This window comes from Maribacter sp. Asnod1-A12 (genome assembly GCF_045063735.1).
Taxonomy (GTDB): Bacteria; Bacteroidota; Bacteroidia; order Flavobacteriales; family Flavobacteriaceae; genus Maribacter.
Genome location: NZ_JBEFNZ010000006.1, coordinates 3,853,550 through 3,875,721, shown reverse-complemented (window position 1 = coordinate 3,875,721; position 22,172 = coordinate 3,853,550). Strand labels below are relative to the sequence as shown.

At 35.3% G+C, this 22,172-nt stretch carries 19 protein-coding genes; 7 read left to right on the top strand and 12 right to left on the bottom strand.

The window, feature by feature from the left end; all coding sequences use genetic code 11:
- The first annotated feature begins 115 nt into the window (after positions 1–115).
- On the top strand, positions 116–2,251 hold the full coding sequence (locus ACJJVP_RS16675; RefSeq protein ID WP_405415448.1) for a thioredoxin domain-containing protein: 2,136 nt from the start codon (positions 116–118) through the stop codon (positions 2,249–2,251).
- A gap of 113 nt (positions 2,252–2,364) precedes the next feature.
- On the top strand, positions 2,365–3,558 hold the full coding sequence (locus ACJJVP_RS16670) for a DegT/DnrJ/EryC1/StrS family aminotransferase (protein ID WP_405415446.1): 1,194 nt from the start codon (positions 2,365–2,367) through the stop codon (positions 3,556–3,558).
- 13 nt (positions 3,559–3,571) lie between these two features.
- Here ACJJVP_RS16670 and ribB read toward each other — a convergent pair whose 3' ends face one another.
- From ribB to ACJJVP_RS16615, 11 genes are all read right to left on the bottom strand, one after another.
- A complete protein-coding gene (ribB, locus tag ACJJVP_RS16665; protein ID WP_405415444.1) occupies positions 3,572–4,708 on the bottom strand; it encodes a 3,4-dihydroxy-2-butanone-4-phosphate synthase in 1,137 nt (378 codons plus the stop codon).
- Between the two features lie 2 nt (positions 4,709–4,710).
- A complete protein-coding gene (locus ACJJVP_RS16660; RefSeq protein WP_405415441.1) occupies positions 4,711–6,150 on the bottom strand; it encodes an LptF/LptG family permease in 1,440 nt (479 codons plus the stop codon).
- A 74-nt stretch (positions 6,151–6,224) separates the two neighbouring features.
- Positions 6,225–6,869, bottom strand: coding sequence for an outer membrane lipoprotein carrier protein LolA (locus ACJJVP_RS16655; protein ID WP_396634733.1), 645 nt, complete (start codon positions 6,867–6,869; stop codon positions 6,225–6,227).
- 11 nt (positions 6,870–6,880) lie between these two features.
- Positions 6,881–9,280 carry a DNA translocase FtsK 4TM domain-containing protein gene (locus tag ACJJVP_RS16650; protein WP_405415438.1) on the bottom strand — a complete coding sequence of 800 codons (2,400 nt, stop codon included), beginning with the start codon at positions 9,278–9,280 and terminating at the stop codon, positions 6,881–6,883.
- Between the two features lie 64 nt (positions 9,281–9,344).
- Entirely contained in the window at positions 9,345–9,710 is a 366-nt protein-coding gene (locus tag ACJJVP_RS16645; RefSeq protein WP_405415436.1) for a diacylglycerol kinase, read from the bottom strand.
- Between the two features lie 18 nt (positions 9,711–9,728).
- A complete protein-coding gene (tpx, locus tag ACJJVP_RS16640) occupies positions 9,729–10,232 on the bottom strand; it encodes a thiol peroxidase (protein WP_036153838.1) in 504 nt (167 codons plus the stop codon).
- A gap of 121 nt (positions 10,233–10,353) precedes the next feature.
- The gene (locus ACJJVP_RS16635; RefSeq protein ID WP_405415433.1) at positions 10,354–10,611 is read right to left on the bottom strand and encodes a DUF6952 family protein; all 258 of its coding nucleotides are present in this window, start codon (positions 10,609–10,611) and stop codon (positions 10,354–10,356) included.
- The gene (locus ACJJVP_RS16630; RefSeq protein WP_036153842.1) at positions 10,592–10,906 is read right to left on the bottom strand and encodes a thioredoxin family protein; all 315 of its coding nucleotides are present in this window, start codon (positions 10,904–10,906) and stop codon (positions 10,592–10,594) included. The genes ACJJVP_RS16635 and ACJJVP_RS16630 overlap by 20 nt, the downstream gene beginning before the upstream one ends.
- A gap of 72 nt (positions 10,907–10,978) precedes the next feature.
- Positions 10,979–11,623 carry a peroxiredoxin gene (locus ACJJVP_RS16625; RefSeq protein WP_036153844.1) on the bottom strand — a complete coding sequence of 215 codons (645 nt, stop codon included), beginning with the start codon at positions 11,621–11,623 and terminating at the stop codon, positions 10,979–10,981.
- Between the two features lie 224 nt (positions 11,624–11,847).
- Positions 11,848–13,326: a Na+/H+ antiporter NhaC gene (nhaC, locus tag ACJJVP_RS16620; RefSeq protein ID WP_036153846.1), complete on the bottom strand. Its 1,479-nt coding sequence runs from the start codon at positions 13,324–13,326 to the stop codon at positions 11,848–11,850.
- A 75-nt stretch (positions 13,327–13,401) separates the two neighbouring features.
- On the bottom strand, positions 13,402–14,622 hold the full coding sequence (locus ACJJVP_RS16615) for an aminotransferase class I/II-fold pyridoxal phosphate-dependent enzyme (protein ID WP_405415430.1): 1,221 nt from the start codon (positions 14,620–14,622) through the stop codon (positions 13,402–13,404).
- 150 nt (positions 14,623–14,772) lie between these two features.
- Between ACJJVP_RS16615 and ACJJVP_RS16610 the strand changes: the two genes are divergently transcribed.
- Positions 14,773–15,231 (top strand): Lrp/AsnC family transcriptional regulator, encoded by a 459-nt coding sequence (locus tag ACJJVP_RS16610; RefSeq protein WP_036153850.1) that lies wholly within the window; start codon positions 14,773–14,775, stop codon positions 15,229–15,231.
- A gap of 201 nt (positions 15,232–15,432) precedes the next feature.
- Positions 15,433–16,839: a dihydrolipoyl dehydrogenase gene (lpdA, locus tag ACJJVP_RS16605; protein WP_405415428.1), complete on the top strand. Its 1,407-nt coding sequence runs from the start codon at positions 15,433–15,435 to the stop codon at positions 16,837–16,839.
- 85 nt (positions 16,840–16,924) lie between these two features.
- On the opposite strand, the gene ACJJVP_RS16600 is transcribed toward lpdA, so the two are convergent.
- Entirely contained in the window at positions 16,925–18,109 is a 1,185-nt protein-coding gene (locus tag ACJJVP_RS16600; protein ID WP_405415426.1) for a heparan-alpha-glucosaminide N-acetyltransferase domain-containing protein, read from the bottom strand.
- Positions 18,110–18,237: 128 nt separating this feature from the next.
- Between ACJJVP_RS16600 and ACJJVP_RS16595 the strand changes: the two genes are divergently transcribed.
- The 3 genes from ACJJVP_RS16595 to ACJJVP_RS16585 all read left to right on the top strand — a co-directional run bounded on the left by ACJJVP_RS16595 (position 18,238) and on the right by ACJJVP_RS16585 (position 22,122).
- The gene (locus tag ACJJVP_RS16595) at positions 18,238–18,774 is read left to right on the top strand and encodes an NADPH-dependent FMN reductase (RefSeq protein WP_405415424.1); all 537 of its coding nucleotides are present in this window, start codon (positions 18,238–18,240) and stop codon (positions 18,772–18,774) included.
- Positions 18,775–18,850: 76 nt separating this feature from the next.
- Entirely contained in the window at positions 18,851–20,161 is a 1,311-nt protein-coding gene (gene tilS / locus ACJJVP_RS16590) for a tRNA lysidine(34) synthetase TilS (RefSeq protein ID WP_405415422.1), read from the top strand.
- The gene (locus ACJJVP_RS16585) at positions 20,158–22,122 is read left to right on the top strand and encodes a cytochrome c biogenesis protein CcdA (protein WP_405415420.1); all 1,965 of its coding nucleotides are present in this window, start codon (positions 20,158–20,160) and stop codon (positions 22,120–22,122) included. The genes tilS and ACJJVP_RS16585 overlap by 4 nt, the downstream gene beginning before the upstream one ends.
- Positions 22,123–22,172 lie beyond the last annotated feature (50 nt).

The following is a 22,172-nucleotide window of genomic DNA, read 5'->3' as shown; positions in this document are numbered from 1 at the left end:
ATGTTCTTTGTTTGGATATTTGATTTGGTTTTTGACGCCTACAAAATGTGTTCTGTGATTGGTAAAAATTAAATTTATCTTTGAGTGGTTAATTACATTGTATTTTTAAAACTATATGAAGATTTATAAGTCTGTCTCCTATATTATATTATTGCTTTTTATAGCATCTTGTAAAAATCAGAACAAAAACGAAGCTAGCGGGGTTGCTCAAGAAAATCATGAATTCACTAATGATCTTATAAACGAGACCAGCCCTTACCTTTTACAACATGCACACAACCCTGTAGATTGGAAAGCTTGGTCTGACGATGTATTTAAAAAAGCATCCGAAGAAAATAAGCTAGTGGTTTTAAGTGTAGGGTATTCTACTTGTCATTGGTGTCATGTTATGGAAGAGGAGTCTTTTGAAGATACCGAAGTAGCTAAACTTATGAACGATAAGTTTGTTAGTATTAAAGTAGATAGAGAAGAACGACCAGATTTAGATATGGTGTACCAGACAGCTCTGCAATTGGTTAACGGAACAGGAGGGTGGCCTATGAACGCCATTATTATGCCCAATGGGAGTCCGGTGTTTTTAGGTACATACTATGAGAAAGAAGAATGGAAGAATATTTTAGTCAAGTTCAGTACGGAGTATGAAAAGAATCCTGGGAAAATGGCGGAGTATGCAACCATGTTGGCAGGCGGCGTACAAGAGGTTTATGATCAGCCAGCAAAACAATTAGCAAATGCCATTACGCCGGATAAATTTGTAAGCGGAATTACGGAGTGGTCAACTATTTGGGACAAACAATGGGGCGGTAACCTGGGTCAACAGAAATTTATACTATCCGCTAATTTGACGATGCTGTTAGATTATGCCGTGCTGCAACAAGATAGCGAAGCTGAAAATCATGTTATTAATACGTTGGATAAAGTGATACATGGTGGAATTTATGATCACGTAGATGGTGGCTTTTTTAGATACAGTACTGATAATACATGGAAAGTTCCTCATTTTGAAAAGATGCTGTATGATAATGCACAGCTCGTGTATTTACTTTCAAAAGCATATAAGTTGACTAAAAATAAGGGGTACAAAACTAAGGTGGAGGAAACCCTGAAGTTCTTGAAGGTTGAAATGAGAAATGAAGATGGGGGTTATTTTAGTGCGATGGATGCTGATACTAACGGGGAAGAAGGAGTCTATTATGTTTGGAAGAAGGAAGAACTGCAGATATTATTAAGTGAAGATTTTGAATTGTTCTCTAAGTATTTCAATATAGAGGATAGTCAGGTTTGGGAAGATGGAAACTATGTGTTGAACAACACCATTTCTAAAGATAAATTTTTAAAGGAGTTCGATTTGAGTGAAGAAGCCTTTGATAAGAAAAAGGAGAATTGGAAATCGACTTTATATCAAGCACGACAAAAAAGAGAAAAGCCCACTAAAGACTATAAGATTTTAACATCCTGGAACGCTCTTTTAATTGATGGGCTTATAGAGGCATACAAGGCTTTTGGTGATGAAGGGTATTTGATAGAGGCAGTGTCCGTATTTAATTATTTGCAACAGCATAATTATAAAGGTGGAAAATTAGTGCATTCCTATACCAACAATAGTGAGCAGAAGGAGGTATTCTTAGAAGATTATGCTTTTTTGGCTAAAAGTGCTTTTGCCTTGTATGAAGTTACCTTAGACGTCTCGTATCTACAGATTTCAAAAGAGTTGATGAAAATAGGCTCAGAAAAATATAAGAGTAATTCTGAGTTATTCTATTATAATGTTTTCAGTGATTTGGTACCGAGCATAATCAACACATCTGACGGGGTAGTGCCTTCTGCGAATGCTATTATGGCACAGAATTTTTTACGAATTGGTCATTTAGAATACAATACAGATTATTTAAAGAAGGCAGAGGTAATGGGTGCATTGATTACAAGTGATTTTGAGAGTCATGCCGTAAGCTATGGTGCATGGGGGTCTTTACTTTTGCAACAAGCATATCCTTTTTATGAAATTGTGGTTGTAGGTAATAATGCTGAACATTTAATGAGTGAAATACATGAAAATTATATAGTTAATTCCATTATTGTTGGCTCTACTGTTGAAAGTGATATTTCTCTTTTTAAAGATCGTTTTAATGAAGATGAAACATTCATTTATGTTTGTCAGAATAACACTTGTAAATTACCTGTAAAAACAGTTTTCAATGCGTTTGAGCAAATGAAAGCTTTTGGTTATAAGGGTTTTGGTTATCAAAACTAATTGCCATATTCTCGTTTTCAATATGATTTATGATTCTCTTTAATGGAGTAGTAATTCTTTGCTTTTACCAATAATTTAACCAAAATTTGTAATACAATATAAAATAAGATAGCATGCCAGGTTTTGAGTTGTTTGGAGAGAGTGAGAAAAGTCAAGTTCAAGATGTTTTAGATTCTGGGGTGTTAATGCGTTATGGCTTTGATGGCATGCGAAATAACCATTGGAAAGCATTAGAACTTGAGGAAGCCTTAACGAAACGAATGGATTCAAAATATGCACAATTGGTTAGTAGTGGTACCGCCGCCTTAACGGTTGCGCTTGCAAGTGCAGGTGTTGGAGCAGGAGATGAGGTTATTATGCCAACCTTTACGTTTGTTGCAAGTTTCGAATCTATTTTAGCTATTGGTGCCATACCCATTCTTGTTGATGTAGATGATACTTTAACCTTAAGTCCTGAATCAGTTGAAAATGCTATTACCGATAAAACTAAAGTTGTAATGCCGGTTCATATGTGCGGTTCTATGGCAGATCTTGGTGCATTGAAGGCTATTTGTGATAAACATAATTTACTGCTGCTAGAAGATGCCTGTCAGGCTATAGGTGGTAGTTATAATGGTAAACCTTTGGGTAGTTACGGTGACTTAGGTTGTTTCTCTTTTGATTATGTGAAAACGATAACCTGCGGTGAAGGTGGGGCGATTATTACCAACAACGAACAATATAAAATAAATGCAGATCAATACTCCGATCACGGTCATGATCATGTAGGTAATAATCGCGGAGCGGAAACTCATCCGTTTTTAGGGTATAATTTTAGGATTTCAGAATTACATGCAGCTGTTGGCTGTGCACAAATAGAGCGTTTAGATGATTTCTTATCTATTCAAAAGAAAAATTACACCGTTTTAAGAGATGCCTTGTCGCCGCTTAAAAATATTACATTTAGAAAGGTGCCAACTGGTGGCGTGGAAAACTATTCATTTTTATCGTTCTTTTTGCCTAATCTAGAAAAAGCCAAAGCAGCGCATACAGCTTTAATTGAAGCTGGTGTTGATGCCTGTTTTTATTGGTTTGATAATAACTGGCATTACTACAAAGAGTGGGAACACCTAACCTCTAAAAGATCTTTAGGTAAATTGCCGCAAGAAGTTGTAAATCAGTTACCTGACTATTGTAAATCTGATTTTTCAAAATCTGACGCTTGGATAGGTAGAACCATCTCTTGCCTAGTAAAACTAAGCTGGACAGAAAAAGAAGTTGTTGAACGCGCTTCTAAAATGAAAGAAGTACTTTCTGAATTTTCTTAAGTATATAATTTAATTAGTAGGATACGTACTCAATAATCTCTAATCCATAACCTACAATACCTACGCGTTTCGCTTGGGTGCTGTTGGTCATTAGTTTCATTTTATGAATACCTAAATCATGTAATATTTGAGCTCCGATTCCGAAGTCACGATTATCCATTTCAATCTTAGGAGCTTTGTGAACACCTTGTTTTTGCAATTCTTTCAACTCTTTTAATCTTGAAAGTAAATTAAGGGATTCTGAATCTTGATTAATGAATACAATGGCTCCTTTGCCTTCTTCGTTGATTTTATTGAACATATCCTCGAGTTTTTCGTCAGGGTTATGTGTCAACGTTCCTAAAATATCATTGTTGATAAGGGTAGAGTTGATTCGGGTTAAGATTTTATCATCAGAAGACCATGAACCTTTTGTCAATGCAATATGGATATGATTATTTGTAGTTTGTTTGTATGCTCGTAATCTATATTCCCCAAAACGAGTGGTAATATCGAAATCAACTTCTTTGTCAATCAAGCTATCGTGTTCCATTCTATAGGCAACAAGAGATTCAATAGATACAATTTTAAGATCGAATTTTTTAGCAACATCTACCAATTGGGGTAGGCGAGCCATTGTTCCGTCCTCATTCATGATTTCTACAATGATACCAGCAGGTTGTAATCCTGCTAACCGTGCAAAATCAATGGCGGCTTCTGTATGTCCTGTTCTACGCAATACACCACCTTCTTTAGCTACTAACGGAAAAATATGTCCTGGTCTTGCTAAATCATGTGGTTTGGTATCGCTCTCAGTTAGTGCTATAACGGTTTTAGATCTGTCACCGGCAGAAATACCTGTGGTAACTCCTTTTCCTCTTAAATCTACCGATACTGTAAATGCAGTTTCTAAAGGGTCGGTATTGGTGCTGACCATCATATGTAATCCAAGATCTTTACAACGGCCTTCTGTTAAAGGAGCGCAAATAAGACCTCTGCCATGAGTGGCCATAAAATTGACCGTCTTAGGTGTAGCAAGTTCAGCGGCTGCTAAAAAATCTCCTTCATTCTCACGATTTTCATCATCAACAACGATAATTACTTTACCGGCGCGAATATCTTCAATCGCTTCCTCTATAGTGTTCAATTGTATGGTACTAAGATCTGTCATGGTTATGAATCAGCTTTATCTTTTTTCTTAAATAATTTTTTGAAGAAATCGGCTATAAACCCGAAATCCATCATTCCTTTATCTTCTGTCGCTCTTTTTGTGAGGTAAACGCCTAACGGCAACATGATTAGAGTAGCTAACCAAGCGCCTAACATCGGGTGAATATTACCCTCTTTAGCATAATTTCCAGCAAAAACTCCAATAAAATAATAGATTAGAAATAGAACAATAGCGATTACCATGGGTAAACCTAATCCACCTTTTCTGATAATTGCGCCTAACGGAGCGCCTACAAAGAATAAGATGATACAAGAGAATGCCAATGCGTATTTATTATGAAGTGATAAAATATGCATGTTATAGATTTTATATCTTTTCTGCATTTCTTCTTTTTTACCACTTACGGTTCCTAAAATACTAGTAGTAGCATTTTTAGCACTACTTAGTATCTGAATCTGTTGCCAATCTGGAAATAGAACCAGGAAATTATCATTAATAGAATCTTGAAGGGCTATATTTTCTCTTGCCAAAATTGCCTTTGATTCCATTATAGAATCTTTTCTTTTAACGATATCGTTTTTTGTAGAATCTTTATTGGCTGCTACTAAAGGAGAAAACATACCTGTTCTACCTTCTATGTTTTTTGAAAAAGCTCGGACAATTCGATAGTTGTCGCCTCGTAGTGAATCTATATCCTTTGATAACCTAGATATATTCTTCATCTTATCGGTACTGATATCACGTTCCTCTTCTAAATCATCATTATTGATTTCCGGAATTTCGATATTCATAGTATAGGTGTCGAAATCTGCTTTTGCAAATGGATACTTCTTTTTAGTTTCGGCACTCTTGGTTTGTACATCTTCGTAATAATGACCTTCTTTTAATACCAATTGAATAAGGTCAGATTCTTCACTACTGATCAATTCTCCAGTCTTTGATTTAATCACAGTAGTGTTAAGATTGTTTTTAGATTTAATGTGTATGATGACATTTTTAAGAAAGCGGTCATTATCTCCATGCTTTTCATCAACCTTAATGTTCATTCCTTCAAAATCACTAAATACCCCTTCAGAGACTACTGCGGCTGGTTTTACCTTAGCAATATTTCTACGTAGGTTGTATATTTTTCGTTGTGATAAAGGAATTATATTATTGGCGAAAAAGAAGGTGACTCCGCCTAAAATGGTTACGAATATGATTAAACTTAGCATAGATCGTTGCAGGGAAATACCTGATGCCTTCATTGCAGCGAATTCGTAATTCTCTGCTATAGATCCAAAGGTTAAAATAGAAGATAAAAGTACGGTTAGGGGTAGTACTTTTTCAGTAAGATCTGGCATAAGGTAGAACAGGAACTTACCAATGATAACGATATCTAAGCCTTTACCGGCTAAATCATCAATAAAAAGCCAAATCGTTTGAAATATGAAGATGAACATCAATATTACAAACGAACTGACAAAATTAAAGACGAACCTTGATAGGATATATCGGTCTAGTATTCTCAATAGTTCTAATTTCTTAGAATGAAATAACCTTCATCCTTATATTTAGCTTCATCAAAAGTAAATAAGGTTTTGGACAAAGTTTGATCTGTTTTAAAAGAATTAACAGTGATCGTAGTTTTTGTGCCGTTCTTACCTGTTTCAATTAAGTTGTAAATGTGCTTAGTGCCCATATCAATACCTAATAATCTAGATTTTATTTCCGTATCAGAATCAATAGGTGTCAATTTTACATATTGTATTTTTCTACCTTGAATATTTTGTAGAATATCCCAAGCATAATTATGTCCTTCCTGATAGAAAGTCAACATTTTTGAAGGTGTCATCGCATTTTCGTCTTCAGATTGGTCTTCAATTGTTACTTCTTCGTTTTCTGGAACAATGGTATACACTTTATTACCGTCGAATATTTGTTTTGATCCTAGGTAATTGAACATGTATTTATTGCCGGCAAGGGTTACATCACCTCTTGTTTCTTGATTTATACCAGCATCTGCGTTCTTTAGGTCAAATTTGAAATCTACAAAGATGTTGTCATAACTTTGTACTTTGTTATAAACTTCATCAAGTAGGGCTTTTGCTTTATCAGAACTTTGCGCATTTGCAATGGTTACTGTAAACATAATCGTCAATACAAAAATAATTTTCTTCATCTTTTTTAATATTATTCGTTATCCAATATTTGTTGAAGGGCAACCATATCTGCCACATATACTTGTCTGGCCTTACTGCCTTCAAACGGACCTACAATTCCTGCTGCTTCTAATTGGTCAATAATTCTACCGGCTCTATTGTAGCCTAATTTCAATTTACGTTGAATTAATGAGGCTGAACCTTGTTGTGCAATTACGATAACCTCTGCGGCTTCACGGAACTTTGCATCCCTTTCAGACACGTTATTATCAAGACTCGTGCCAGAATCCTCGCCAACATACTCTGGTAGTTCGTGCGCTTCTGGATAAGCTCTCTGGCTACCAATGAATTCAGTGATTTTAGCAACCTCAGGAGTGTCTACGAAGGCACATTGAATACGGGTGACATCATTACCTTGTGTAAATAACATATCACCTCTACCAATCAATTGATCAGCACCTGCAGTATCTAAAATTGTTCTTGAATCTATTTTAGAAGTTACTCTAAATGCTAGCCTTGCAGGGAAGTTGGCTTTGATGATACCTGTAATAACATTTACGGAAGGTCTCTGGGTTGCAATGATCAAATGTATACCAATTGCCCTTGCTAACTGGGCAAGTCTTGCAACAGGTGTTTCTACCTCTTTACCGGCTGTCATGATCAAATCGGCAAACTCATCAATTACCAATACAATGTATGGTAAGAATTTGTGTCCGTCATTCGGATTCAGTTTTCTAGCCTTAAACTTGGTATTGTATTCCTTTAAATTACGTACCATTGCCAATTTTAGCAACTCGTACCTGTTGTCCATTTCAATACAAAGGGAATTCAATGTATGGATTACTTTGGTGTTATCTGTAATAATGGCTTCTTCTGAATCTGGAAGCTTAGCCAAGAAATGGCGTTCTATTTTATTATAAAGCGTAAGTTCAACTTTCTTAGGATCTACTAAGATAAATTTTACCTCTGCTGGATGTTTTTTGTATAGTAATGAAGTTAAAACTGCATTTAAACCTACAGATTTACCTTGACCTGTAGCACCTGCCATCAACATGTGAGGCATTTTTGCTAAATCTACTACGAAGGTTTCGTTGCTAATAGTCTTACCAAACGCAATTGGTAATTCCATTTCGGCTTTCTGAAACTTACTAGAAGCAATTACAGAACGCATAGAAACTATCGATGAATTCTTGTTAGGTACTTCAATACCTATAGTTCCTTTACCAGGAATAGGGGCAATGATACGTATACCTAAAGCTGCTAATGATAAAGCGATATCATCTTCAAGGTTTTTAATTTTTGAAATACGAACACCCGCTTCCGGTACTATTTCATATAGGGTAACAGTAGGACCAATGGTTGCCTTAATCTGTGCAATTCCAATTTTATAATTTTTTAGAGTTTCTACAATTCTATTCTTGTTCTCCTCTAATTCTTCTTGGTTAATGGTGATACCACCAGTTGTACCGTGTTGGTCCAACAGATCAATATGTGGGAATTTGTAGTTGCCTAGTTCTAATGTTGGGTCAAATTCACCAAAATCATCTACTAATTTATTTGCTAGAACATCAACTTCTTCGGGCTCTTCAATAACCGATTCAACCTCCATGGCTAAAGATTCTTCTGGTTCAGGTTCTGGAACGGTTACTTCAAAATCTTTAATTTCTTCTTTCTTAGTCTCTTTCTCTTTCTCTTTTTCTAAATGAGGAATTTCTGCTTTGTGTGTATAAGTGTCCACAATTACGGGAGCCTCCTCTTCTAAAGAAGTGGCAAGCATATCATCTTGCTCTTTTTTCTTATTTGCCTTACGTTCTTGGTTGGCTTTGAATTCTGTTGATATAGCTTCTTTTCTAGATTTAAAGAATGATGAAATACCTTCAGGGGTTACACTAAATAACCTAACAAGAATAAAGATGAGTCCGAAAATCAATAATAATAGTACACCTATTTTTCCAGCGTAGTCCTGTAGAAAATCGTTCATTTCAAAACCTATCAACCCTCCTAATAGTGGGCTAGTAGTTGCAAAGAAACCTAGGGCAATAGAAATCCAGATTACGAATAATAATCCCCAAATCCATTTTTTGAACAATGCTTTTAGAGACAGTCCTAAAAAAAGATGTATCCCCGTAATACATACTAGGAAAGGGAAAATTAGAGAAGCTACACCAAAGCCCTTATATATGAAAAAGTGGCTAATACTTGCTCCAAATTTATTCAGTAAGTTTTTTGCAAGCTCATTACGATCCTTAAACTCTGTTAATAGACTTTGGTCGTCTTGCCAATTAAAGTAAAATGAAATAAATGAAAAGAACAGCGCAATACTAAAAAGCATTAATAAACTACCCAAAATGATTTTATTCTGTTTGGATAATTTAAACGGTGCTCGTTTTTTAGTAGGTTTCGGCTTTGATTTAGTTGCCTTTTTTGCCATTAAAACTTAATTCTGATGCTAAATTACAAATTTACGATGAGCTACGAAGAACTTACGGACTATCCTATAATATCTTGGGGAGGTAAATAATAAGACCAATAATAGTGGATGCGATAGAAACTAGCATAACGGCACCTGCTGAAATATCCTTTATAAATCCGATTTTAACATCGAATTCTGGCTGAATATAGTCTGCAATTTTTTCTACCGCCGTATTCATTCCCTCAATTCCTAAAACAATTGCAATAGCAAATATTTGAAGAATCCATTCGGTATTTGAGATATCAAAGTAGAAACCTGCAGCAGTCATTACTATGGCAATGAAAACTTGAATTTTTATACTTGCTTCGGTGCGTATTAAAAGGAAGGCGCCTTTTAGGGCAAAGCCAACACTTTTAATACGATTTACCAAAAAGGATTCTTTGGGCATGAGTGTCCTTTTTTTTTTTTAGTTCATTAACGCCTCTAAAGCTGCTTTATAGTTAGGCTCTTCTGTAGTCTCCGCAACTTGCTCAGAATACAATACGTTTCCTTTTTCATCAACTACCACAACTGCTCTTGAAAGTAATGGAGCTAAAGGGCCATCTGAAAATGCAACATTATACCCTTTTCCAAAATTGCCATCTTTAAAATCTGAAAGCATTTCAACATTTTCTATGCCTTCTGCACCACAAAATCTGGCTTGTGCAAATGGAAGATCTTTAGAAATACAAAGTACTATTGTATTATCTAATTCAGCAGCCTCTTGATTAAATTGACGTACAGATTGAGCGCAAGTGCCAGTATCAACACTTGGAAATATATTTAATACTACTCTAGAACCTTCATAATCTGAAAGTTTTACGGTAGATAAGTCATTCTTAGTTAATTGAAATTCTGGAGCTTTTCCGCCATTTGCAGGTAAAGTCCCTAATGTGTGTATTTCGTTTCCTTTTAGTGTAACCGAAGCCATAACTTTTGTCTTTTTATAATTGAGTTTGTGAAATTATAAAATATAAAGTTGAAACGAGCGGGAATGTGATAAAAAAAAGTCCTTTCGTTATGGAAAGGACTTTGTGTATTTTATATCGCTATTATTTGTCTATGGAGCCTAAAACGCGCTTCATGAACTGATTCATAGCATCTTTTTTTGGTGTACCTTGTTCTATGCTGTTCGCAACTTCAATGGCACCGTACATATTAGAAATAAGTTCGCCTATTACATCTAGTTCTTCATCTTTTAATGAAGGTAACTCTGTAAGTGCTTCTAAAGTCTCAATGGTCTCTAGAATAAAATCGCTATCTTTTTCTTCAATGAACTCTGTCAGTAATTTAATTATGGGTAATCTCACTGATCAAATCTTTTAATAGGTCATACTTATTTGTCTGTACCTGATTTTTAATTTTTCCTTTTTCGAAAGAAGCGAAGGTTGGTAAGTTGCTAACGTCTGCTAATTTTCTAGATTCAGGGAATTTCTCTGCATCTGCCAATACAAATGTAATATCCTCATTTTGTGAAGCTTCTTTTTTGAATTTAGGCTTCATGATTCTGCAGTTACCACACCATGTTGCAGAATATTGAACTACAACGTTTGGATTGTTATCTATGATTTCCTGTAAATTATCTTGTTCTAATTCTAATAGCATAATTGAGTTATTTAAAGATTAATAAAATGAAGATGAAGTCTATTGACTTCATCTTCATTACAGTTTTTCTACTTAGTTAGCGTGTGCAGAAAGGTAGCTAGCAACACCGTCTCTATTTGCAGACATTGCTTCTTTACCTTCTTCCCAGTTTGCTGGGCAAACTTCACCTTTTTCTTGAACATGGGTTAATGCGTCTACTAAACGTAAGTACTCACCAACGTTTCTACCTAATGGCATGTTGTTGATACTTTCGTGCTGTACAACACCTTCCTCGTCAATAATATATGTAGCTCTGTAAGTAACGTTATCACCTTCAACCTGAACAGTTTCGGTTTCTTCATCGTACACTTCGTTTTGGATATCTAAAATACCTAAAACGCTAGATAGATTACGGTTGCTATCTGCCAATATTGGGTAAGTAACACCTTCAATACCACCGTTGTCCTTATCTGTACTTAACCATGCAAAGTGTACTTCTGGAGTATCACAAGAAGCACCGATTACTATAGTGTTTCTTTTTTCGAACTCACCGATAGCCGCTTGAAAAGCGTGAAGCTCTGTTGGGCATACAAAAGTGAAATCTTTTGGGTACCAGAAAAGAACTACTTTTTTATTGTTTTTTTGAGCTTCTTCTAAAACATTAAGTTTAAAAGTATCGCCCATGTCGTTCATCGCGTTAACACTAATATTTGGGAATTTCTTTCCTACAAATGCCATAATATGTTTTCGTTTTATAATTTATTGAAACACAAAATTAACACTTGAAAGAAAGATTACAGACTTTCTAAATTAGAATTTTCAATGCTAGAATAACTATTTTGAATAGTTAAAGGAATAGTATCGTTTTGGTAAGAATCGCGTAATTTTTGGACCATAAAATTATCAAATCGATAGAGGAATATCTTCTAATGTATAAATAAAATAAAAAAGGGAATTTGATTTTATTTTGAAGCTAGCCTTTTGATCTTAATATTTAATCCGGCGAATATGAATGTCATGATCGGACTTAGCCAATTGAAGATCGCGTAAACGAAATATTCAGCTACACCAACTCCTAAAACGCCACTATGATAGGCTCCACAGGTATTATAAGGTATTAATACAGATGTTACCGTACCGGTGTCTTCTAGTGTTCTACTTAAGTTTTCAGGAGCTAAACCTCTATCTTTAAATGCTTTTGAGAACATTTTTCCCGGTACAACTATTGCTAGGTATTGATCAGAAGCGGTACCGTTTAAAACAATACAACTTATACCGGTACTAAAGAATAGACCAAATGTGGATTTAGCCATTTTTAGCAGTGATTTTGTAATTCTGGACAATGCACCTATACCATCCATGATTCCGCCAAAAAACATAGCACAAATAATTAACCAAATGGTACCTAGCATACCCGTCATTCCTTTTGAAGAAAATAAATCGCTTAATGCTTTATTATCGGTGGGGACATCGGTGCTTACGGTTATAGCTTTGAGAATACCTTGATAGCCTGATTGAAACGTTAATTCTGTTGCTCCCGTAATACCGGCAACAACCTCTGGTTGAAAAATCAAAGCAAAAATAGCAGCCAATAGTGTGCCAATTAGTAAGGCAGCTAATGGAGGCGTTTTTTTAACAATTAGGCCTATAACTGCTATAGGTACAAGAAACAACCATCCATTAATATCGAAAGAAGCGTCTATAGATGCCAAAATAGCATCAACATCAGCTTCTCCATTAGTATCTAAACTAAAACCTATAATCAAGAATACGATTAAGGTGACCGTTATTGTTGGTACGGTTGTCCACAACATATATTTAATATGAGAGAAAAGTTCTCCGCCAGCCATGGCAGGTGCTAAGTTTGTGGTATCACTCAACGGAGATAGTTTGTCGCCAAAATATGCGCCAGATAAAACTGCACCAGCGGTCATTCCCAAAGAAATACCCAATGCTTCGCCAATACCTATTAAAGCTATACCTACGGTAGCAGATGTGGTCCAGCTACTACCTGTTGCTACCGAAATGATAGCACATATAATCACACATGCGGCTAAGAATATAGTAGGGTTTAGAATTTGTAGACCATAATAGATCATTGCGGGAATGATACCGCTTACAAGCCAAGTACCTGCCAAAGCACCCACCATTAAAAGTATAAGGAGGGCACCTGTGGTAGACCTGATATTTTCCTCAACTTCAGCGATCATTTGTTTGTATGAAACTTTGTTCATAAAACCAACAATTGCCGCTACTGCACCACCTAATAAAAGAATGAATTGATTGGAACCGCTTAAAGCATCATCACCAAAAACATAAACATTGTATGCCAACATAGCAACTAGGGCTATAACGGGAATTAAAGCGGCGAAAATGCTTAATTCTTTATTGTCAACGATATGCTCGTTTTCCCTGTGTTCATTGGTATTTTGGTCTGACATTAAGAGTGAGTTTGGTTTCTACGTAATATTACGATTTCTGTTACGGATGTGCAAACCCATTTTATATTTGAAAGTTTAGGCTTTTATGCTTTTGACATCCAGTATATTAAGGTCTTCAAGGCATTTTTTCATTAACAAATAGGTTCTTTTAATATCATCGTCTAAACCTATAGAAAATCTAATTAATCCGTTACCTAGTCCCATTTCTTCTTGTTCCTCTAGTGGAATTTCAGAAGATGTTGAGCTTCCAGGTGCGCTAAATAATGTTTTGTAAAAGCCAAGACTTACCGCTAAATAGCCTAATTTTCTTTCTTGCATTAATTCCATAAGTGCGTTGGCATTCTCTAAGCTGCCTACATCCATAGTAATTAATCCTCCGTATCCGTATTCCGGATTCATTTGATCTTCCATGATCAAATGCCCTGGGTGAGAAGGTAGTCCCGGGTAAACTACTCGTAAGCCGTCTTTTTCAAAATTCTCTGCTAAGTACTGAGCGTTCTCACTATGTTTTTTCATGCGAATATGTAACGTGCGCATATTTTTTAGAATAGATGCTGCTCGCATGCTATCCAGAGTACTTCCTAATAACATTCCCGCGCCATTATTTACATCTTTTAGGCTTAGGCAGAATTCCGTTGTCCCACAAACAACACCTGCAACACAATCGCTAGTACCGTTAATGAATTTTGTAAGACTATGAATAACGATGTCCGCTCCTAATTTTGCTGGTGAAACGGTTAATGGTGAAAATGTATTATCAACTACTAAAGGCAATTCATTTTTCTTTGCAATTCTCGATAGAGCAGAAATGTCAGCAACCTCTAAAAGCGGATTACTTACACTTTCGCAATAAATCATTTTGGTGTTCGGTGTAATAGCTTCAGCTACTGCATTAAGATCTGTGATGTCTAGAAAAGTAGTTTTGATTCCAAATTTTATCAAGAAGTTTTTCATGAATGCATAGGTGCCGCCATAAATTGTTCTACTACTAATAATGTGGTCGCCAGCATTGCATAACTGTAAAATAACTGCTGTAATTGCACCCATACCGCTTGCGGTTACATTCGCACTTTCGGTACCTTCTAATGCAGCTAATGCCTCACCTAAATATAAATTAGAAGGTGAAGAATGTCTGCTATACAAATAACACCCCTCGGTATTACCTTCAAATGTATCGAACATTGTTTTTGCCGATATAAAGGTATAGGTAGATGAATCTGATATAGAGGGATTTACTCCGCCATATTCTCCAAAATATTGTAAATCTTGTAAGTCGTTACTGTTCTTGTGGCTCATGGGTTGTTGTTTTCGGTAAAAATACTTTTAGATAGTAATATTGTCAATATGAAGTTGTTAATTCAGTTTTTAAAACTATAAATAATAATATTTTAGAATTTAATTCTGTTATTTAGTAAATTTGGTGTAACTACTAGAATATCAATCATTATGAAGCTAGATAAAATAGATAATAGCCTTTTAGAACTGTTACAGACAGATAGTAAAAAGACGACCAAGGAATATGCTTTGAAGTTGGGTCTTTCTACCACCGCTATTTATGAGCGTATTAAAAGGTTAGAAAGAGTAGGGGCTATTAGAAGTTATGTTGCATTAGTGGACAAGGCTGTTGTAGATAGAAATTTCACGGTATTCTGTCATGTAAAATTGGTGCAGCATGTAAAGGATAATATTGCCCAATTTGAAGCGCAAGTAATGCGCTTGCAAGAAGTGGTTGAATGCCATCACTTAAGTGGTGACTATGATTACTTATTAAAAATACACGTTCAAGATATGGAAGCCTACCGAAACTTTATGGTCAACAAATTAACGACTATGAGTCATATTGGTAGTACTCAAAGTTCATTCACCATAAAAGAGGTGAAGCATTCAACGGCTATACCACTTTGAAATTTTTTACCCTAAGGGAGAATCAGAACTATCGCCCTTTGTGAGACTATTTGGCTTTTTAATGCATATTTCCTTAGAAAAGTTAAAAAACTGCAATAAACTGTTATAAAAGCTAACATTTTCGCTTCTAAACAATATATTAAAATGAGTTCTAAAACTAAAAATAGTATTAATTTTGTAAGACATTAGAAAATAAAATTTATGGATCAATATGATGTAGCCATTATAGGCTCAGGACCTGGAGGATATGTGGCAGCTATACGTTGTGCGCAACTAGGAATGAAAACTGCAATAATTGAAAAATATTCCACTTTAGGCGGAACATGTTTAAATGTTGGGTGTATTCCTTCTAAGGCGATGTTAGATTCTTCTCATCATTATGAAGATGCCATTAAACATTTTGACGAACACGGTATAGAAATTCCTGGTGAGATAAAAGTGAACTTGGAAAAAATGATAGCCCGTAAGCAAGGTGTTGTTGATCAAACCACCAAAGGTATTGAGTTCTTGATGGATAAGAATAAGATTACCGTTTATGAAGGTTTGGGTAGTTTTAAAGATGCAACCCATGTGTCAATTAAGAAAAACGATGGTAAGACCGAAGAGATAGAGGCTAAAAATATCATTATAGCAACTGGTTCTAAACCTTCAACTTTACCTTTCATAAAATTAGATAAGGAACGTATTATTACTTCTACTGAGGCTTTAGAGCTTAAAGAAGTACCAAAGCATATGATTGTTATTGGTGGCGGTGTAATTGGTCTTGAACTAGGTCAAGTTTACAAAAGACTTGGTGCGGATGTTACTGTTGTTGAGTTTATGGATCGCATAATTCCAGGGATGGATGCTGCACTTTCCAAAGAGCTTACTAAGGTGTTGAAAAAACAAAAAATAAAATTTGCGTTGTCTCATAAAGTAAAATCCGTTGAAAGAAAAGGTGATCAGGTTATTGTAAAGGCTGATAACAAAAAGGGTGAAGAAGTAGTTTTTGAAGGCGATTATTGTTTGGTTGCTGTTGGTAGAAAACCATATACCGATGGGTTAAATGTTGATGCTGCTGGTGTTAAACTTGATGAAAGAGGTAAAGTTATAGTTGACGGGCATTTGAAAACAAACGTTGATAACATATATGCTATTGGTGATGTAATCAAAGGCGCTATGTTAGCTCACAAGGCAGAAGAAGAAGGTACGTTGGTTGCTGAAATATTAGCAGGTCAAAAACCACATATAGATTATAACTTAATACCTGGTGTAGTATATACTTGGCCAGAAGTTGCCGCTGTTGGTAAAACAGAAGCGGAACTTAAAGAAGTGGGTGTGGAATATAAAGTAGGTCAATTTCCTATGCGTGCATTAGGTCGTGCTAGAGCTAGTATGGATACTGACGGATTTGTAAAGATTCTTGCTGATAAGAAAACCGATGAAGTTTTAGGTGTACATATGGTAGGTGCACGTTGTGCTGATTTAATTGCCGAAGCTGTAACAGCGATGGAGTTTAGAGCTTCTGCCGAAGATATATCTAGAATGAGCCATGCTCACCCAACATATGCGGAAGCGGTTAAAGAAGCGGCGTTAGCTGCTACTGATAATCGTGCATTGCATGTGTAATTAGAGAAAATATAGTAATGAAAAAGGCAGCCAATTGGCTGCCTTTTTTCGTTTTATAATATGCTAAGAACTACATTTTCATAAGTTAGTTTTTAATCAACCCTAGCACGCGTAATACCTTTTCTGTAACTGTTCTTAATACTTCAAAAGCAATAATTGCAAATTGCTCTAAGTAAATTCTTGTAGTGGATAAAACTGAACGTACGTTAGATTTAATCTCTACTTTATGGTCTTCATATTTTAAAGCCAAATAAGTGCTCGCAAACATAAAAAGTATTGAGCCTGGAACCACAAAGTACGGATTCAGGGAATGATGAAAGAATCTATATAAGCCTACACCAGTAAAACTACCGTATAGAATAATGAAATGAATAATGTAAATAGAAAGGGTGCTTTGACCTATTCTTAGCCAAGTTGCGTTCATTAAAAACTTTCTTAGTAGTATAAATATGGAAAAAACAATAAGTACATCTCCTAAACGTATGAACAAGTAATTGTTGTTATTTATGGATCGAAACAATTCTATTCCCGTAAAATCATACACAGAAAGAAAGAAATCCGAAGAAAGAAATATCAAAGTTAGTCCCGTTACTACGTAAGCTGGTATAATGAAGTTGTAAAGATTTTTACTTTCTTGGTATTTAGAGAATATTACGGACATAAAACTACCTATTGTAGCATATCCTAACCAAGGAATAATGGTGAATACTGAGCCGTTAGCCTTGGTCAAATAGTTGGCGAAGACTTGAGGTAAAAACTCGAAGCTTACTGTTTTGTATATCGGTTCAAAAACAAAAAGCAACAGCGTAGTAGAAGCTAGAATGGTTGGGAAAATCCATTTTTGTTTTGCAAATGTCAGGATGTAAAATCCGATGATGAATAGCAGTGAAAGCCCTATGCAGTGCAACACGTCAACTAAATAGAAAGAATCATAAACCTCTCCTTTGAACAATCCAAAAATGTTCATGCGTAAGAGGTATGCAATGACCAATAATTCAAATCCGCGCTTTATACCTTTCTTAACCCGTGGGTTAGACCATCCAGTTTGCTTAGATCTTATCAATAAGAAAGTGAATATGAATCCGGATACTGTAAAGAAAACCGGAGCGGTAATTCCTCTAAAATACTTCCAAGTGCTGAAAAGCATATTTGTATCGTTTCTAAAGGCATTGTCTAAAAGCCCATCTATAAAATGACCTTGTAACATCATTAAAATGGCCCATGCTCTTATGGCATCTAGAAAAAACAATCTTGACTTAGAGTTGCTCATTATCACAATTATATCCTATATACTTATAAAACAGTATGTTTGGATGTTTAAAGTCGCAAAATTAGATAAAATATTCTAAGGTTTACTGTAATTGAATTAAATTCGCAATCACACATAAAAATAGGTCTATGAGTTACATTTTGGCATTTGCAGGTAGCAATTCTTCAGTATCCATTAATTACAAATTGGTAAAGTATACTGCTAGTTTAATAAAAGGGCAAGAAGTAAAATTGAGGGATATGTCTAAATATCCGTTTCCTATGTATAGTCAAGATGTAGAAAATGAAAACGGATTCTCTAATTCTTTGGTTGAATTCAAGAATGAAATTACCAATGCAAAGGGGCTGATCATATCTGTTAACGAGCACAATAGTTATCCTTCAGCTTATTTTAAAAACACTTTGGACTGGTTATCGAGATTGGATTCTAAATTTCTTGCTGATAAAAAAATATTCTTAATGGCTACGTCCGGTGGGGGTAGAGGAGCAATAGGTGCACTTGAAGTTGCGGAAAAAATGCTTGCAAGATTTCAGGGTACGATTGTAGAAACTTTTTCATTACCTAAGTATGGTGAAAACTTTGATGAAGAAAAGGGTATTACCAATGACGACCTGGCTAAGGTTTTTGCTGCAAAACTAGACTCTTTTGTAAAGGCAATTTCATAAGTCTACATAACTAATGGCAAGTTAAATTATTCTTAGGCTTTCTATTTAAATTATAGGACTTCGTTACCTTTGTTTTGTGTTAAATGCATTCAAAAAACATATTGAAGATTCTTTTCCAGAATTGCTAGATTCTCATTTCATCATTGCATGTAGTGGTGGTCTTGATAGTTCTGTACTTGTAGAATTGTGCCATCTAACAAACTTGAGTTTTTCTATAGCACATTGTAATTTTAATTTAAGAGGAAAAGCCAGCGATGGTGATGAAAATTTTGTGCGACAGTATGCCAAAAAAATAGATAAACCTTTTTTTGTAACTCACTTTGATACGCTTGGTTATGTTAATCAGCACAAGGTCTCTGTGCAAATGGCAGCGCGCGAATTGCGCTATGTTTGGTTTGATCAGTTGTTAAAAGAGCATAATAGTGCTTATCTGTTAACGGCACATCATGCCAATGATAATTTAGAAACTTTTATAATCAATTTATCAAGAGGTACTGGTATTGATGGCTTAACGGGCATTCCTGCTAAAATAAATGATATACGAAGGCCTTTGTTGCCTTTTACCAGGCAAGAACTTGAATCTTTTGCACAGGTGGAAAAAATGGAATGGCGTGAAGATGCCAGTAATGCCGATGCAAAATATTTACGTAACAAAATTAGACTAGAGATCATTCCGAAGTTGAATGAACTGCATCCTACTTTTTCAGATAATTTTAAAAGTACCTTAGATTATTTAGCACAAACCGATGTTATTGCATCGGCATACCTTGAAAAACTTAAAGAAGAACTCTTTGTTGAAAAAGACGAAAGGCAAGAAGTGAACATCTCAAAGTTGAAAGAATTAAAGCCTTTGTCTACCTATTTATTTGGTTTGTTCAGTTCTTACGGATTCAAGGAGATGGAAAATTTAGAGGCATTGTTAGACGGACTTTCGGGTAAACAATTGGTGTCTAGTTCTCATGTGCTTGTTAAAAATCGTGAGGTATTGATTTTGTCTGCTAAAGATGAAAGTAAATTAGATAGGCAGGAGTATATCATTACAGAAGAAGAAGTACCTTTGAACCTACCCGTGAATTTAAAATTTTCGGTCGTTTCTGAACGTTTAGATAATACGAATAGTGAGATTTTTGTTCAAAAGAATGCATTAAAGTATCCGTTGACGGTAAGAAAATGGAAAACGGGCGACTATTTTTATCCGATAGGATTGAATCGTAAAAAGAAATTATCTAAGTTTTTTAAAGATGAGAAAGTAGATGTCTTGTCTAAAGAAAAAACTTGGTTGTTATGCTCAGGCGAGCAAATTGTTTGGGTAATTGGTATGCGTGCGGATCATCGTTTTAAAGTTGATGATACCAGCCAAGGGATTTTAAAAATAGAATTTACATGATTAGATTTTTTGCTTTATTATTTTTTATAGTAGTCTTACCGTTTAGCACTTTTGCGCAAACAGAAGATGAACCGGTGGTTTGGGAACAGCAGGTCAACAAAATTTCAGAATCCGAATATGAATTGGTAATGCAGGCTAAAATTTTAGATGGCTGGCATATGTATTCTCAATTTACCTCTGAATTTGGCTCTCTACCAAGTGAATTTACTTATAATGGAAATGGAACTATTTATGAATTAATAGACGGAACCACGGAAAGTGAAACAATAAAAGAATACAGTGAAATTTTTGAGGTTGAGGAAACTTATTTCAAAGAAAATGCAACATTTACGCAGCGAATTAAAATATTGGATCCGGCCATAAATCAGATAGATGTTGACTTGTTTTTTCAGGTATGTAAAGAGGTATGTATCCCTATGGATAAAAAATTCATCTTTACATTAGATGGTTCAGCTGCTCAAGAAGTTGTAACTACAGTAGACGATAGAAGCTTAGCTTTAGGGCAGGAGTTACGATTAGATTTAAAGAATAGGGAACTTCTTACTCAAGGACAGGATAGCATTGCAGAGACAACCAGTATCTGGGTTATTTTTGGTTTAGGTTTTCTTGGCGGATTAATAGCCTTGTTGACTCCGTGTGTTTTTCCAATGATACCTTTAACGGTTTCTTTTTTTACCAAGCACTCGCAGAAAAAATCTAAAGGTATAATTAATGCGCTGTTATATGGTTTCTTCATAATACTTATTTACTTTTTATTGAGTCTGCCTTTTCATTTGTTCGACTCGGTAGATTCTCAAATTTTAAATTCCATCGCTACTAACGTATGGTTGAATTTATTGTTCTTCGTAATCTTTATATTCTTTGCTTTTTCCTTTTTTGGGTACTATGAACTAACGTTGCCAAGCTCTTGGGCAAATAAAATGGATGACGCATCAACAAAAGTAGGTGGTGTCTTAGGAATCTTTTTCATGGCTGTTACCTTGGCAATTGTGTCTTTCTCTTGTACTGGTCCTATACTAGGAGGGTTGCTTGGGGGTACAACCTTGGCGGAAGGGGAAGTTGCGTCTAATCTTACTGCTGGTATGACGGGTTTTGGCGTAGCATTAGCATTGCCGTTTGCACTATTTGCGTTATTCCCTGCGTGGTTAAATTCACTTCCAAAATCTGGTGGATGGATGACCACGGTAAAAGTGGTATTAGGCTTTTTAGAAATAGGTTTGGCTTTAAAATTCTTATCTAATGCAGATTTAGTTGGGCATTGGGGTATACTAAAGCGTGAGATCTTTTTAGGTATTTGGATAGTTCTGGGTATAGCAATGACTTTATACTTATTCGGGTTATATAAGTTTCCACATGATGGTCCGGTTAAAAAATTATCGCTGAGTAGAAAGGTAGCTGCTTTTGTAAGTGCTGTATTTACTATTTATATGATTTTAGGGGTTACCAAAATCACCAATTTAAAATTGTTAAGCGGATTTCCTCCTCCTGAATTTTACAGCATCTTTGAGCAAGAGAGCGATTGTCCCTTAGGTATTGATTGCTATAAAGACTTTGATGAAGGTTTAGCGTATGCAAAAGAAGTAAATAAACCTATTCTATTAGATTTTACAGGTTGGGCATGTGTTAACTGTAGAAAGATGGAAGAAAATGTATGGAGCGATTCAGAGGTTTTTCCGATTATAAAAGAAAACTATGTCCTTATATCATTATATACTGATGATAGGGAAGAACTGCCAGAAGCTGAACAATTTAATTTTCAGTTTGATAGTGGTCGTGTGAAGGAAATTAATAACATTGCCCAAAAATGGGGTACTTTTCAAGATGTGAATTTTGGTTCTATTTCTCAGCCTTTTTATGTGTTACTTTCTCCAGATTTAAAAGTGTTGAACACATCTATTCAAAATACCGATATACCAACCTATAAAAATTGGTTGCTAGAAGGATTGCGAAATAATGACTAGTATGTAGTTTTTCTACAATGTTGATTACTTGTCAATAAAAAGCAGAGCTA

What these genes read in the sequence shown, in the direction of transcription:
- ACJJVP_RS16625 (WP_036153844.1), bottom strand. Translation starts at nt 11,623, where the DNA reads ATGGCATTTGTAGGAAAGAAATTCCCAAATATTAGTGTTAACGCGATG.
- ACJJVP_RS16675 (WP_405415448.1), top strand. Translation starts at nt 116, where the DNA reads ATGAAGATTTATAAGTCTGTCTCCTATATTATATTATTGCTTTTTATA.
- ACJJVP_RS16670 (WP_405415446.1), top strand. Translation starts at nt 2,365, where the DNA reads ATGCCAGGTTTTGAGTTGTTTGGAGAGAGTGAGAAAAGTCAAGTTCAA.
- ACJJVP_RS16645 (WP_405415436.1), bottom strand. Translation starts at nt 9,710, where the DNA reads ATGCCCAAAGAATCCTTTTTGGTAAATCGTATTAAAAGTGTTGGCTTT.
- tpx (WP_036153838.1), bottom strand. Translation starts at nt 10,232, where the DNA reads ATGGCTTCGGTTACACTAAAAGGAAACGAAATACACACATTAGGGACT.
- ACJJVP_RS16660 (WP_405415441.1), bottom strand. Translation starts at nt 6,150, where the DNA reads ATGTTCATCTTCATATTTCAAACGATTTGGCTTTTTATTGATGATTTA.
- ribB (WP_405415444.1), bottom strand. Translation starts at nt 4,708, where the DNA reads ATGACAGATCTTAGTACCATACAATTGAACACTATAGAGGAAGCGATT.
- ACJJVP_RS16610 (WP_036153850.1), top strand. Translation starts at nt 14,773, where the DNA reads ATGAAGCTAGATAAAATAGATAATAGCCTTTTAGAACTGTTACAGACA.
- ACJJVP_RS16615 (WP_405415430.1), bottom strand. Translation starts at nt 14,622, where the DNA reads ATGAGCCACAAGAACAGTAACGACTTACAAGATTTACAATATTTTGGA.
- nhaC (WP_036153846.1), bottom strand. Translation starts at nt 13,326, where the DNA reads ATGTCAGACCAAAATACCAATGAACACAGGGAAAACGAGCATATCGTT.
- lpdA (WP_405415428.1), top strand. Translation starts at nt 15,433, where the DNA reads ATGGATCAATATGATGTAGCCATTATAGGCTCAGGACCTGGAGGATAT.
- ACJJVP_RS16655 (WP_396634733.1), bottom strand. Translation starts at nt 6,869, where the DNA reads ATGAAGAAAATTATTTTTGTATTGACGATTATGTTTACAGTAACCATT.
- ACJJVP_RS16650 (WP_405415438.1), bottom strand. Translation starts at nt 9,280, where the DNA reads ATGGCAAAAAAGGCAACTAAATCAAAGCCGAAACCTACTAAAAAACGA.
- ACJJVP_RS16585 (WP_405415420.1), top strand. Translation starts at nt 20,158, where the DNA reads ATGATTAGATTTTTTGCTTTATTATTTTTTATAGTAGTCTTACCGTTT.
- ACJJVP_RS16595 (WP_405415424.1), top strand. Translation starts at nt 18,238, where the DNA reads ATGAGTTACATTTTGGCATTTGCAGGTAGCAATTCTTCAGTATCCATT.
- ACJJVP_RS16600 (WP_405415426.1), bottom strand. Translation starts at nt 18,109, where the DNA reads ATGAGCAACTCTAAGTCAAGATTGTTTTTTCTAGATGCCATAAGAGCA.
- ACJJVP_RS16630 (WP_036153842.1), bottom strand. Translation starts at nt 10,906, where the DNA reads ATGCTATTAGAATTAGAACAAGATAATTTACAGGAAATCATAGATAAC.